This is a genomic window from Acidocella sp., assembly GCF_027352905.1.
GTDB lineage: Bacteria > Pseudomonadota > Alphaproteobacteria > Acetobacterales > Acetobacteraceae > Acidocella.
In genome coordinates this window covers 1-12,743 of record NZ_DAIEIF010000032.1, presented here as the reverse complement: position 1 = coordinate 12,743, position 12,743 = coordinate 1, and the positions used below count along the sequence as shown (strand labels likewise).

The 12,743-nt window shown below is 66.8% G+C and carries 12 protein-coding genes and 1 pseudogene; 10 read left to right on the top strand and 3 right to left on the bottom strand.

The window, feature by feature from the left end:
• Nucleotides 1-9: 9 nt before the first annotated feature.
• From M7H45_RS05495 to mnmE, 9 genes are all read left to right on the top strand, one after another.
• Nucleotides 10-783, top strand: a complete 774-nt coding sequence (locus M7H45_RS05495; protein WP_298215249.1) for a 1-acyl-sn-glycerol-3-phosphate acyltransferase — start codon at nt 10-12, stop codon at nt 781-783.
• A gap of 118 nt (nt 784-901) precedes the next feature.
• Nucleotides 902-1,816 (top strand): cytochrome c oxidase subunit II, encoded by a 915-nt coding sequence (coxB, locus tag M7H45_RS05490; protein ID WP_298215248.1) that lies wholly within the window; start codon nt 902-904, stop codon nt 1,814-1,816.
• 12 nt (nt 1,817-1,828) lie between these two features.
• Nucleotides 1,829-3,427, top strand: a complete 1,599-nt coding sequence (ctaD, locus tag M7H45_RS05485; RefSeq protein WP_298215247.1) for a cytochrome c oxidase subunit I — start codon at nt 1,829-1,831, stop codon at nt 3,425-3,427.
• 9 nt (nt 3,428-3,436) lie between these two features.
• Complete coding sequence (locus tag M7H45_RS05480) at nt 3,437-4,375, top strand: heme o synthase (protein WP_298215246.1); 939 nt, start codon at nt 3,437-3,439, stop codon at nt 4,373-4,375.
• Nucleotides 4,372-4,584 carry a hypothetical protein gene (locus M7H45_RS05475; protein WP_298215245.1) on the top strand — a complete coding sequence of 71 codons (213 nt, stop codon included), beginning with the start codon at nt 4,372-4,374 and terminating at the stop codon, nt 4,582-4,584. The genes M7H45_RS05480 and M7H45_RS05475 overlap by 4 nt, the downstream gene beginning before the upstream one ends.
• Nucleotides 4,585-4,627: 43 nt before the next feature.
• Nucleotides 4,628-5,479 carry a cytochrome c oxidase subunit 3 gene (locus M7H45_RS05470; RefSeq protein ID WP_298215244.1) on the top strand — a complete coding sequence of 284 codons (852 nt, stop codon included), beginning with the start codon at nt 4,628-4,630 and terminating at the stop codon, nt 5,477-5,479.
• A 24-nt stretch (nt 5,480-5,503) separates the two neighbouring features.
• The gene (locus M7H45_RS05465) at nt 5,504-6,196 is read left to right on the top strand and encodes an SURF1 family protein (RefSeq protein ID WP_298215243.1); all 693 of its coding nucleotides are present in this window, start codon (nt 5,504-5,506) and stop codon (nt 6,194-6,196) included.
• Entirely contained in the window at nt 6,183-7,652 is a 1,470-nt protein-coding gene (locus M7H45_RS05460) for a carboxypeptidase M32 (RefSeq protein WP_298215242.1), read from the top strand. The genes M7H45_RS05465 and M7H45_RS05460 overlap by 14 nt, the downstream gene beginning before the upstream one ends.
• A 5-nt stretch (nt 7,653-7,657) precedes the next feature.
• Nucleotides 7,658-8,923, top strand: coding sequence for a tRNA uridine-5-carboxymethylaminomethyl(34) synthesis GTPase MnmE (gene mnmE, locus M7H45_RS05455; protein WP_298215241.1), 1,266 nt, complete (start codon nt 7,658-7,660; stop codon nt 8,921-8,923).
• A 7-nt stretch (nt 8,924-8,930) separates the two neighbouring features.
• Here mnmE and M7H45_RS05450 read toward each other — a convergent pair whose 3' ends face one another.
• Both M7H45_RS05450 and M7H45_RS05445 read right to left on the bottom strand, forming a co-directional pair.
• On the bottom strand, nt 8,931-10,088 hold the full coding sequence (locus tag M7H45_RS05450; protein ID WP_298215240.1) for a hypothetical protein: 1,158 nt from the start codon (nt 10,086-10,088) through the stop codon (nt 8,931-8,933).
• The gene (locus M7H45_RS05445; RefSeq protein ID WP_298215239.1) at nt 10,081-10,782 is read right to left on the bottom strand and encodes a dienelactone hydrolase family protein; all 702 of its coding nucleotides are present in this window, start codon (nt 10,780-10,782) and stop codon (nt 10,081-10,083) included. The genes M7H45_RS05450 and M7H45_RS05445 overlap by 8 nt, the downstream gene beginning before the upstream one ends.
• A gap of 225 nt (nt 10,783-11,007) precedes the next feature.
• Here M7H45_RS05445 and M7H45_RS05440 point away from each other — a divergent pair, with 225 nt between their 5' ends.
• A complete protein-coding gene (locus tag M7H45_RS05440; protein WP_298215238.1) occupies nt 11,008-11,784 on the top strand; it encodes an enoyl-CoA hydratase-related protein in 777 nt (258 codons plus the stop codon).
• A 13-nt stretch (nt 11,785-11,797) separates the two neighbouring features.
• On the opposite strand, the pseudogene M7H45_RS05435 reads toward M7H45_RS05440, so the two are convergent.
• Nucleotides 11,798-12,743 (bottom strand): annotated as a pseudogene (locus M7H45_RS05435) (chromosome segregation protein SMC); the annotation flags it as partial.

Here is a 12,743-nt window from a genome sequence, read left to right as displayed (position 1 = left end):
CTTTTCCTCGTGCTGCTCTGGACCCTGCCCGCCGTGGCGGTGCAGGCCGTGCTGCTGCTTCTGCCCGGCTGGGGCAAGGCGTGGTTCGCGCGGCTCTATTGGCGCGGCATCGCCCGTATTCTCGGCCTGCGGCTGCGCGTGCTCGGCGCGCCGTGCCGCCAGCGGCCCTGCCTCTTCGTCGCCAACCATTGCTCCTGGGTGGATATAGCCGCGCTGGGCGCGGTATTGCCCGGCTGCTTCATCGCCAAGGCGGAGATCGGCCGCTGGCCCGGCATCGGTCTCATCGCCCGGCTGGGGCGGACGGTCTTCGTCTCCCGGGGGCGGGGAACGCTGGCCCGTGAGCAGCGCCTGCTGGAGCGGCGGCTGGAGAGGGGGGATAATATCATTCTCTTTCCCGAGGGCACGACCTCCGACGGCAACCGGGTTCTGCCCTTCGCCTCGGCCTTTTTCACCATCGCCTTCGGCAAGGCCGCGCCCTGGGTGCAGGCGGTGACCATTGTTTACGACCGGCTGGAAAACCAGCCCGTGCGCCGGCCGGACCGGCCCTTGATCGCCTGGTATGGGGAGATGGAATTGGCGCCGCATCTCCTCGCTTTGCTCCGCCGGGGCGGGCTGCGGGCCACCATTCTGCTGGACGAGCCGCAACCGGCGGGGCGCTACCGTAACCGCAAAACCCTGAGTGCCGCGATGGAGCGGCACATGAGCGAGACCGCCGCCGCCCTGCGCCAGGGACGGCTGCCCGTTACCGGATTGCAGAGCGGCCATGCCAGCCAAAGGCGCTGATTCCGCTTGGACGCTTGCATGCGGGCCGGGTATTCTGCTTGATCTTGTCGGGTCCGGCTTCTATTCGTGGACCACAACAAGGCTTGGAAACGGCCATGGCGATTTACGGGACGATGGTATGACGCGCAAAGGTGTATTCGTGGCACGGCTGGCGGGATGGTTGGCGGTGATGGCGGTTTTGATGTGGCATGGCGGCGCCGCCTGGGCCCAGAGCGCGCCGCAGGACCCGGCCGCCGCCGCCAATGCCTATGTCAACGCCCCGCATGACTGGGAGCTCTGGTTCCCCCCCGCGGGGAGCCCGATGCAGGCCAAGATCGACTGGCTGATGAAATACGTGCTGTGGATCATGGCGGTGGTGGTCGGCTTCGTCGCCATCCTGATGGCGGTGGTGATTTTCCGCTTCCGCGCGCGGGTCAACCCCAAGCCCAGCACCACCACGCATAACACCCTGCTGGAGGTCACCTGGATCGTGGTGCCCTGCCTCATCCTGGTCGCCATCATCATCCCCTCGATCGACCTGATCTATTATGAGGCGGACGACACCAACCCTTATATGACCGTCACCGTCACCGGCCACCAATGGTACTGGGAATATAAATATGATTCCGTGCCGGGGCTGGATTACACGAGCTATATGATCCCCGACGACCAGATCAAACCCGGCCAGATCCGCCGGCTTTCCGTGGATCACCCGCTGGTGCTGCCGGTGGGCGAGAAGATCCGCTTCGTCATCAGCAGCGCCGATGTGCTGCACGGTTTCTATCTGCCCTCGCTGGGCGTGCAGAAATACGCCATTCCCGGCAATACGCTGACGAGCTGGACCATCATCCGCAAGCCCGGCACCTATTACGGCCAGTGCAACCAGATCTGCGGGCTCAACCACGACGCCATTCCGATCGAGATCAAGGCGGTGCCGCTCAACGACTATATCGCCTGGACCAAGATGGCGCTGGCCAATTACACCGAGAATACCGTGACCCCGCTTTTGTCCTCGCCGATGCCACGCAACCAGCTGGCTGACGCCACGCGCTGAGGAGCCCGACCCATGTCCATCACCGCCAATGATCATGCCCTTGCCGCTCATGGCCATCACCATCAGAGCTTCGTCTCGCGCTGGCTGATGAGCACCAACCACAAGGATATCGGCACGCTCTATATCACCATGGCCTTCATCGGCGCCTGCGTCGGGGGCACGCTCTCGGTGATCATGCGCCAGCAGCTGATGTATCCGCACAGCCATATCGTCGCCAATGGCGATACCTGGAACGCGATCATCACCGCCCATGGGCTGCTGATGATCTTCTGGTTCGTGATGCCGGCGCTGATCGGCGGCATGGGTAACTGGTTCGTGCCGATGATGATCGGCGCGCCGGACATGGCCTTCCCCCGCCTCAATAACATGAGCTTCTGGTTCCTCGCCGCCGGGTTCGTCTTCGTCATGCTCGGCCTCCTTCTCGGCTCGGGCACCGGGGCGGGCTGGACGCTCTACCCCCCGCTCGACAATGCCCAGTATTCGCCGGGCATGGCCACGGATTTCTCGCTATTCTCCCTCCATCTCGCGGGGATTTCCTCGCTGCTCGGCGCCATCAACTTCATCGCCACCATTCTCAACATGCGCGCGCCGGGCATGACCATGCATAAGATGCCGCTCTTCTGCTGGGCCATTCTGGTGACGGCGTTTCTGCTGCTGCTGGCCATTCCCGTGCTGGCGGGGGCGGTGACGATGCTGATCATGGACCGCAATTTCGGCACCTCCTTCTTCGAGCCCTCGGGCGGGGGCGATCCGGTGCTGTTTCAGCATCTCTTCTGGTTCTTCGGCCATCCGGAAGTCTACATCATGATTCTGCCGGCCTTCGGCATCATCAGCCATGTGGTCTCCACCTTCTCCAAGAAGCCGGTTTTCGGCTATCTCGGCATGGCCTATGCCATGGTCATCATCGGCTTCGTCGGGTTCGTGGTCTGGGCGCATCATATGTTCGTCTCGGCCATCTCCACCGATTCCAAGATCTATTTCGAGGTGGCGACGCTGATCATCGCCGTGCCAACCGGCATCAAGGTGTTCTCCTGGATCGCGACGATGTGGGGGGGCTCCATCGAGTTCAAGACGCCGATGCTCTGGGCGATGGGCTTCATCTTCCTCTTCGTCATCGGCGGCGCGACTGGCGTGGTGCTCGCCAATGCCGGGCTGGATCAGGAGCTGCATAACGATTACTTCCTGATCGCCCATTTCCATTACGTGCTCTCCATGGGGGCGGCCTTCGCCATCTTCGCCGGGTTTTACTACTGGATCGGCAAGATGAGCGGGCATCAATATCCCGAATTCTGGGGCAAGGTGCATTTCTGGACCTTCTTCATCGGCGTCAACCTCACCTTCTTCCCCATGCATTTCCTGGGGCTGGCCGGGATGCCGCGCCGCTACCCGGATTATGCCGACGCCTTCGCCGGATGGAATTATGTATCCTCGATCGGTTCGATCATTTCCGTCGTCTCGACGCTGGTGTTTTTCTACGTGCTGGTGCGCGTCTTCAGCTCCAAGGAGAAGCTCGCCGATAATTATTGGGGCGAGGGCGCCACGACCCTGGAATGGGCGGTGCCGAGCCCGGCGCCGCAGCATACCTTCCTGGAAGTTCCGGTTATCCGTTAAGGACGTCGCGTGGCCAATTACGCTGAAAACCTGCTGAGCGAAAACGCCGCGCTCGTCCCGCATCTGGGGGCGGAGCCGGCGGATTGGCTGGCTCTGCTCAAACCGCGCGTCGTCTCGCTCGTGGTGTTTACCGGCGCCATCGGGCTGGTCATCGCCCCCGGCCATGTCAACCCGCTCATCGCCGCCATCGCCATCTTCTGCATCGCGCTGGGGGCGGGGGCGGCCGGCGCGCTCAATATGTGGTATGACCGCGATATCGACGCGCTCATGCGCCGCACCTCCACCCGCCCCATCCCCGCGGGCAAGATCGAGCCGGGGGCGGCGCTGGGCTATGGCCTCGTGCTCTCCGTCATCTCCGTGCTGCTGCTGGCCATGGCGACCAATCTTTGCGCCGCCGCGGTGCTCGCTGTCTCCATCTTCTATTACGCGGTGATCTATACGGTCTGGCTGAAACGCCATACGCCGCAAAATATCGTCATCGGCGGCGGTGCCGGAGCCTTTCCGCCGGTGATCGGCTGGGCCGCCGTCACCGGGCAGATCGGCTTGCTGCCCATGCTGCTCTTTCTCATCGTGTTTTTCTGGACGCCGCCGCATTTCTGGTCGCTCTCGCTCTACGCCTCCACCGATTACGAGAAAGCCGGCATCCCCATGCTGCCGGTGGTGAAGGGCGCCCGCCATACGCGCTGGAACGTGTTCGGCTACACCCTCATTCTCTTTGCTCTCTCCCTTCTGCCCTGGATGCTGGGGCTGGCGGGGCGGATTTACGGCCTCACCGCCCTGGCGCTGGGTGTCGTCTTCATCCATTACGCCTGGGGGGTGCTGCGCGACGCCCAGGATGAACGGGGGGTGAGCCTGAGCCAGGACAAGCCGGCGCGCGCCGCGTTCAAATTCTCGATTCTCTATCTGTTTCTGCTTTTCGCCGCCTGCGCGGTTGACCGGCTGATATGATGGCGGCGGCGGAAAACCGGGATTATGAATGCGAGCGCATGCCGCGCGTCACCCTCGGCAAGGCGCAATGGAGCGACGAGCAGAAAGCCGAGTTCATGCGCCGCCGCCGGGCGCGCAATTTTCTGCTGCTGGCGGCGCTGGGCGGGTTCTGCCTCATCGTCTATGTGATCGCCCTGGTGAAATTGCACGAATACGGCCAGATGTGGTGAGCCGGGCCAAACGGTAAAACGCAGGATATCAAGGGAGAGCCATATGAGCGGCACGATTCATACCGCGACGGATCAGGTGAAAGGCACCGTGCCGCAACCTTATCATCTCGTCGATCCCAGCATCTGGCCGCTCATCGGCGCCACCGCCGCCATGGTCACCTTCACGGGCATTATCCTCGCGGCGCATCTGCACGAGTTCGTGGTGCTGACGATCGGCGGGGTGCTGGATGTGATGGTGATGTTCTTCTGGTGGCGGGATGTGATCCGCGAGGCCCGCACGCCCGGCCTGCACAAGGTGGTGACGCAGATGGGGCTGCGCTACGGCATGGCGCTGTTCATCTCCTCCGAGGTGATGTTCTTCGTCTCCTTCTTCTGGAATTATTTCAATTATTTCTTCTTCCCTGATAAAATGGGCACCGCTTTCGCGCCGGTCTGGCCGCCGCAGGGCATCACCACCATCGACCCCTTCGCCATTCCGCTGTTCAACACCATGGTGCTGCTGCTCTCCGGCACCACCATCTCCTGGGCGCATCACGCCTTGCTGGAGGGCGACCAGAAGAATCTGGTGCGGGGGCTTGGCATCACCATTCTGCTCGGCCTTGCCTTTCTCTGCGGCCAGCTCTGGGAATATACCCATTCGCCCTTTCCCTTCTACCATGGCGGCATCTATCCCTCCTCCTTCTTCATCGCCACCGGCTTCCACGGCGCGCATGTGATCATCGGCACCCTCTTTCTCATCGTCTGCTTCTTCCGCGCCCGCGCCGGGCAGTTCACGCCGGAGCGGCATTTCGGGTTCGAGGCGGCGGCCTGGTACTGGCATTTCGTCGACGTGGTTTGGCTGTTCCTCTTTGTCTGCATCTATTATCTGGGCCGCAGCGCCATCACGGCGGGATGAGGCCGGGCGCGCCGGGCCGATGAGTTGCGCCGGCTGATCCTGCCCGGCGCGCTGGGTCTGGCCGCGTTCTGCCTGTTCATCGCCCTCGGCGTCTGGCAGCTGCACCGGCTGAAATGGAAACAGGGCATCATCGCCGAGATCCGCACCGCCCAGGCGGCGCCGCCCGTGCCGCTGCCGGCGCATCCAAGTCCGTTTCAAAAAGTATTCGTGAGCGGGGAATGGGTGCCGGGCAAGGCGGCGCTGTATGGGCAGATCGTGCATGACGGCCCGCGCGGCCCGATCACCGGGGGGGAACTCATCATGCCTCTGCGGCGGGAAGACGGCCAAATCCTTTTGGTTGATCTGGGCTGGGTGCCAGAATCCGCGCCCCGCCCGCTCGCCAATCCGCCGCCCCGGCCGGTAGGCTACATTCACGCCGCCATCGGGCGCGGGTTTTTCTCTCCCGCGGACGACCCGGCGCATCAGCTCTATTACACGCTCGACCCGGAGGCGATCGGCCATGGGCTGGGACTCGCCAATGTCGCGCCCTATATGCTGATCGCCATGGGGCCGGCGCCGCCGCCGGGGAGCGATTTGCCGCAGCCCGCCCAGGATTTGCCGACCCCTCCCAATAATCATTATGAATACGCCCTCACCTGGTTCGGCTTCGCCGGGGTGCTGGTGTTCGAATTCATTTTTCTGGCCCGTAAGAGATTGCTGACGCATGCGCGCCTATGACCGCCTGAAGGCCGCCTTCCACCGCATCGCCTGCCTGGAGGAGGCGGCATCCATGCTGAGCTGGGACGCGGCGGTGATGATGCCCGAGGGCGGGACGGAGGCGCGGGGCGAGCAACTGGCGGCCCTGGCCGGGCTGGCCCATGACTCTCTCTGCGCCGCGGAGGTGGCCGAGGCCCTGGAAGCCGCCAGCGGGCTGGAGGGCTGGGATGCCCGCAACCTCGCCCTGATGCGTGAGGCGCATCTGCGCGCCGCCGCCTTGCCGCGCGACCTGGTGGAGGCGCAGGTGCGGGCCGGGCGCGCTTGCGAAACCCTGTGGCGCGGGGCGCGGCGGGAGAACGATTTTTCCGCCGTGCGCGCCGCCCTGGAGGAGGTGGTGCGCCTGACCCGCGAGGGGGCGGTGATCTTGGGCCAGGCGCTCGGGCTCTCGCCCTATGACGCGCTGATGAGCCAGTATCAGCGCGGTATCGGCGCCGCCGAGGCCGAGGCGATCTTCACCCGCTATGAGGCGTTTCTGCGCGAGGCCCTGCCCCGGGCCGAGGCGTTGCAGGCCCGCCGCCCCCCGGCGCCGCTGCCGCCCGGCCCCTACCCGCAAGCCGCGCAGGCGGCGCTGGCGCGCGACCTGGCCGAGGCCGCCGGGCTGGATTTCCGGGCCGCGCGGCTCGATGTTTCCGCCCATCCGTTCTGCGGCGGCATCCCCACCGATATCCGCATCACCACCCGGTATGACGAGGCGGATGCCTGCGTGGCGCTGATGAGCGTGTTGCATGAGACCGGCCACGCGCTGTACGAGCAGAATCTGCCGCGCGCCTGGGCGCGCCAGCCGGTGGGGGCGGCGGCGGGCATGGCCGTGCATGAGAGCCAGTCCCTCATCATCGAGATGCAGGCGGTGCGCTCGGATGCGTATCTCTCTTATCTCGCCCGGCGCGCCGCCGCCGCCTTCGCCAAGCCGGTCACGCCGGAGGGGTTGCGCCACCGGCTGCGGCGGGTGGAGCGCAGCTTTATCCGGGTGGAGGCGGATGAGCTGACCTATCCCGCCCATGTGCTGCTGCGCTTCCGGCTGGAGCGGGCGCTGCTTTCCGGCGATCTCGCCGTGGCGGACCTGCCCGCCGCCTGGAATGAGGGCTTCGCCCGGCTGCTCGGCCTCACCCCGCCGGATGACGCGCGAGGCTGTTTGCAGGATATCCATTGGTATGACGGGGCGATCGGCTATTTCCCCTCCTATACGCTGGGGGCGATGGCGGCGGCGCAATTGATGGCGGCGGCGCGCGCCGCCCTGCCGGAGCTGGACGCGGCGCTGGCGCGCGGCGATCTCGCGCCGCTGACCGGCTGGCTGGCGGCGCATGTGCACCGGCGCGGCGCCTCCGCCGGGTTCAACGAGATTCTGCAAGAGGCGACCGGCGCGCCGCTCGACCCTTCCTGGTTCGAGGCGCATCTGACGGCGCGCTATTTGCGCTGAGCCGCATGAGCACGATTTTCGCGCCGATCACCGGGCGGGGCGGCGCTGTCGTCACCCTGCGCCTTTCCGGGCCGCAAGCCTTTTCCATCACCGCCAGCCTGGCGGGCGGCCTGCCCGCGCCGCGCCGCGCCAGCCTGCGCCGCCTGCGCCATGGGGGAAGGGTGCTGGACGAGGCGCTGGTGGTGCTGTTTCCCGCGCCGCGCAGCTTCACCGGCGAGGATGTGGCGGAACTCTCCCTGCATGGCGGGCGGGCAGTGCTGGCGGCGGTGAGCGAGGCGCTGACCGCGCTGGGCGCCCGGCCGGCGGAGGCGGGGGAATTTTCCCGTCGCGCCTTCGAGGCCGGGCGGATGGATTTGTTGCAGGCGGAGGCGATGGCGGATCTCATCGCCGCCGAGACCGAGGCGCAGCGCCAGCAGGCGCTGGAAGGCGGGCTGCAGGGGCGCTACGCCGCTTGGCGGGAGGAGCTGCGCCAGCTCATCGCCCGGCAGGAGGCGCTGATCGACTTTCCCGATGAGGATTTGCCGGAGGGGGTAGCGGCCGGCCTTCTTCAGGGAATCGGCGCTTTGCGCGACGAGATGCAGGCGGCGCTGGAGGCGGCGCCGGCGGCGGCGCGGCTGCGGGCCGGGCTGGAATTTGTCATCCTGGGGCCGCCCAACGCGGGCAAATCGACCTTGCTCAACGCGCTGGCGGGGGAGGAGGTGGCCATCGTCTCCGCCACGCCCGGCACCACCCGCGACGCGGTGGGGGTGCGGCTCGATCTTGGCGGCGTGCCCGTGCATCTCACCGACACGGCGGGCCTGCGCGAGACGGAGGATGCGATCGAGGCGGAAGGGGTGCGCCGGGCGCGGGCGCGGGCGGCGGCGGCGGATTTCGTCATTCTCGCCGCCGCGCCGGGCGAGGCGTTTCCGCCCCCGCCCCCGGGCGCCGCCGTGCTGCGGGTGCGGACCAAGGCGGATCTCGACCCGGGCTCGCCGGGAATGCGGGTTTCCGCCCGCACCGGCGAGGGAATGGCGGCGCTGCGCGAGCGCCTCACGGCGGAGGCGCGGGCGCTGACCGACCGGCATGGCGCGGCGGCGCCCTCCCGCCCGCGCCAGCTGGCCTGCCTGCGCGACACGGTGATGGCGCTGGACATGGCGCTGGAGCTGGCCGAGCCGGAATTGCGCGGGGAGGAGCTGCGCGCCGCCGCCCAGGCCCTGGCGCGGCTGGCCGGGACGATTGGCATGGAGGAGATTCTCGACGCGGTGTTTGCCGGATTCTGCATCGGCAAGTAATCCGCTCTCAGATCGGATCGTGCTCCAGCGCGGCCAGCGCGGCCCAGCCGGTGGCGCTGAGGGAGGGGCGGCGGTAATAGTTGAAAGGGCGCTCCGGCAGGCCAGGACGCAGAGACGGCCCGACGGTGAGCCCGGTACTCAATTCTGGCGCCACCGTGGCGTAGACATAGCCTTGCGGGGAAAGATTGGCGGCGATGGTGCGAAGAAAATCCTTCGCCATCGGATCGCGCATCCGCGCCAGCGCCAGCGCCGCGAAGGCGGTGCCCTCCAGCCAGATGCCATCGCTGGCAGTGGAAAAGCCGATGCCGAACCCGTGGCGGAGATGGGCAATGGCGCGGCTGGCGCTGGCGGCGTCACCCAGCCCGGCGAGATAGGGCCAGATGCCGGCATCCGCCGCTAGCATGGCGTTGGGCGCGCCCTCCGGGGTGAGGCCGGCCATGAAGATTCCCCGCTTTTTATCATAGGCCGCGGCAACGAAAGCCCGGGCATGGGCCGCGTCCCCGGCCCGGCCGAGCCTGGCGAAGGCGACGGCGAGATCGAGGTTTTGCTCGGTGCTGCGCCAGCCCAGGCGAAGCTGGGCGGTATCGAAACCGTAAAGCCCGCCATAATAGCCAAGCGGGGCGCGCAACGCCGCATTGAGAAAATTTCCGGCGGCGTTGGCGGGACCGGTCATGCCCAGCGCCGCCCAGAGTAGCATCGCCCAGGCGACCGGGCCGGTGGCGGTGCCGGTCTGGTACGGGTCTTCATCCCATTGGCGGGCCTGGACGTTCCAGAAGCCTGGCAGTTTCGCGGGCGTGGCCACCGGCCCGGCGGCATAGGCGTTGCGCAAGCGGCCATCGTGAAATTTGCGGTCATGCGCCTGAGCCAGGGCGAGCGCCGCGCCGATTCGCCGCGCCTGCGCCTCCTGCCCGGCGGCCAGCAGCAACAGCCCAGCCAGGGCGTTGTCGTAGACATAGGCGGCGTTGGCCTGGGTCAGGTCGAAATCATCCGCCCGGGGGCCGGTCCTCACCAGATAGGAGTTGAGCAGAACCGGGCCGTCGCCCAGCGCCGCCATCTGCCTGAGGATGGCGGCCACCAGGGCAGACCCCAGTTTCGGCGCGGCCCGCGCCAGGGCGGGCAACGCCGCCGCCCCGGCGCAAAGGCCCCGGCGCGTGAGCTTATTCAAGTATTTCGGCGAGCAGCTCTGTGGTGCGGCCATTGGCGATGGTGGCGGCGCGGGCGTCGTAATGGATGCCGCCCACCCGGGCGAAAGCATGGTGCACGCCGGGATAGACGAAGGCGTCCACCCATTCATTATCCTCCACCGCCTCGAGCACCCGGGCGCGGCCCTCGGCGGGGAAGAATTCATCCTGCTCGGCGATGTGCAGCATCAACGGCGCCTGGATCTGGTCGAATTCATCGATCAGCTGGTCCAGCCCCACCCCGTAATAGGACACATTGGCATCCGAATCGGAGCGCGTGGCCATCATCACCGCCAGCCGGCCGCCGAGGCAGAAACCCACCGTGCCCGCCTGGCCATTGCAGTTTGGCAATTCCCGCGCCGCGTCCAGCGTGGTGATGAGATCCTCCACGCCCTTATCCTGGTCGAAGCGGTTCATCAGCTCGAAGGCCTTTTTCCACTCCGCCTCGGTCTTGTCTGAAATATTCACGCCCGGCTCCAGCCGCCAGAACAAATCGGGCGCGATGGCGATGAAGCCCTGCTCGGCCAGATTCTGCGCCGTGGCGCGCAGGGCGTCGTTGACGCCGAAAATTTCCTGGATCACCACCACCGCGCCGGCGCTCTCCTTGCCCTCGGGCTCCCAGACGAAAGCCGAGAACTCACCGCTTCCATCAGCGGCCTGCAGCTTGATCTCACGCATGTCTTCCTCCGTGCTCGCATCCCGGCCGGGTCGGCCGCGCCGGGAGTGTAGAGAAGCGTCCGGACGGTGCAAAGGGCGCCGCGTGTGACATCGCGGTTATGGCGGCCCCGCCGGAGCGGGCCCGGTTGACGCGCGGGCGCGGGATCGTCTTGACTTGGGTCATTGGCAACGCGGCGCGGGGATGATCGTCTCAGCGCCGCCGCGCCTGGCATTTGGGAGGATCGCATGAGTTACGAGACCATTCTTGTTGAAACCCACGGCCCGGTGACGCTGGTCCGGCTCAACCGCCCCCAGGCGCTGAACGCTCTCAACAGCCAGGTTCTCGCGGATTTGATGGCGGCTTTCAGCGCTTATCAGGCCGATGCCGGCCAGCGCTGCCTGGTATTGACCGGCAGCGACAAAGCCTTCGCCGCCGGGGCTGATATCAAGCAGATGCAGCCTATGGGCTTCGCCGCGATGTATGGCACCAATTTTTTCGCCGGGTATGAGCAGATGGTGGCCTCCACGCGCAAGCCCTGGATCGCCGCCGTGGCGGGCTACGCGCTGGGCGGCGGCTGCGAACTGGCGATGATGGCGGATTACATCATCGCCGCCGACACCGCCAAATTCGGCCAGCCCGAGATCAAGCTCGGCATCGCGCCCGGCATGGGCGGCTCGCAACGCCTCACCCGCGCCGTGGGCAAGGCCAAGGCGATGCAGATGTGCCTGACCGGGCGGATGATGGACGCCGCCGAGGCCGAGCGCGCCAGCCTGGTGGCCCAGGTGGTGCCCGCCGATAGGCTGGTTGAGGAAGCGCTGGCCCAGGCCCAGGCCATCGCCGAGATGGCGCCGCTCGCCGCCATGGCCAATAAGGAGCTGGTCGACGCGGCCTTCGAGACCGGGCTGACCATGGGCATCCATTACGAGCGCCGTCTGTTCAACGGTCTCTGCGCCACCGAGGACAAGAAGGAAGGCATGACCGGCTTCCTGGAGAAGCGCAAGGGCAACTGGCGGGGCGAATAATCCCCCAGCCGGGCTATTCCGCCGCCAGGGCGGGGTTTGGGCCGGTCATGTCCACCGCTTTCTGAAAATCCACAGAAAGCAGGCGGGAGACGCCGCGCTCCTGCATCGTCACCCCGTAGAGCCGGTCCATCCGCGCCATGGTGAGAGGGTGGTGGGTGACGACCAGGAAGCGTGTGCCGGTCTCCCGCGCCATGTCTTCCAGCAAATTGCAGAATCGCTCGACATTGGCGTCGTCCAGCGGCGCGTCCACCTCGTCCAGCACCGAAACCGGGGCGGGGTTGCATTTGAACACGGCGAAGATCAGCGAGAGGGCGGTGAGCGCCTGCTCTCCGCCGGAGAGCAGGGAGAGGGTGGAGAGCTTTTTGCCGGGCGGCTGGGCGAAAATCTCCAGCCCCGCTTCCAGCGGGTCGTCTGAGCCGACCAGGGCTAGATGGGCCTTGCCGCCGCCGAACATGCGGCTGAACAGGGCCTGAAAATGCCGGTCCACCTCGATGAACACGGCGGAGAGGCGCTCCCGCCCCTCCCGGTTGAGATGGCCGATGGAGCCGCGCAGCTTGGCGATGGCGGAGGTGATCTCGCCGCGCTCGCGCTCGATGGCGGCGATGGCTTCCTCGGCCTCGTTCACCTCGATCTCGGCGCGCAGATTGACCGCGCCCATCTCCTCGCGCTCCCGTTGCAGGCGTTCCCAGCGCTTGCGGGCCTTCTCCTCACTCTCGGCGGTGAGGGGCTCGGGCGGGAGAGGAAGGTTGGGGCTGGGGCCCAGCCGTTCGAGACTCCGTTCCGCCACCGTGCCCCAGCCATGATCGGCGGCGATGACATTGCCCTCCTCGCGGGCGCGGGCCTCACGCGCGGCGGCGAGAGCGGCCTCGGCGGCGCGGGCGGCGCCGGCGGCGGCTTCAGCCGCGCTGGCCGCGAGGGTCAAGGCCCCGGCGGCGCGCTGATGGGCGGCGTCGGCCTTG

What these genes read in the sequence shown, in the direction of transcription:
- M7H45_RS05460 (WP_298215242.1), top strand. Translation starts at nt 6,183, where the DNA reads ATGCGCGCCTATGACCGCCTGAAGGCCGCCTTCCACCGCATCGCCTGC.
- M7H45_RS05445 (WP_298215239.1), bottom strand. Translation starts at nt 10,782, where the DNA reads ATGCGTGAGATCAAGCTGCAGGCCGCTGATGGAAGCGGTGAGTTCTCG.
- M7H45_RS05470 (WP_298215244.1), top strand. Translation starts at nt 4,628, where the DNA reads ATGAGCGGCACGATTCATACCGCGACGGATCAGGTGAAAGGCACCGTG.
- ctaD (WP_298215247.1), top strand. Translation starts at nt 1,829, where the DNA reads ATGTCCATCACCGCCAATGATCATGCCCTTGCCGCTCATGGCCATCAC.
- M7H45_RS05440 (WP_298215238.1), top strand. Translation starts at nt 11,008, where the DNA reads ATGAGTTACGAGACCATTCTTGTTGAAACCCACGGCCCGGTGACGCTG.
- M7H45_RS05475 (WP_298215245.1), top strand. Translation starts at nt 4,372, where the DNA reads ATGATGGCGGCGGCGGAAAACCGGGATTATGAATGCGAGCGCATGCCG.
- mnmE (WP_298215241.1), top strand. Translation starts at nt 7,658, where the DNA reads ATGAGCACGATTTTCGCGCCGATCACCGGGCGGGGCGGCGCTGTCGTC.
- coxB (WP_298215248.1), top strand. Translation starts at nt 902, where the DNA reads ATGACGCGCAAAGGTGTATTCGTGGCACGGCTGGCGGGATGGTTGGCG.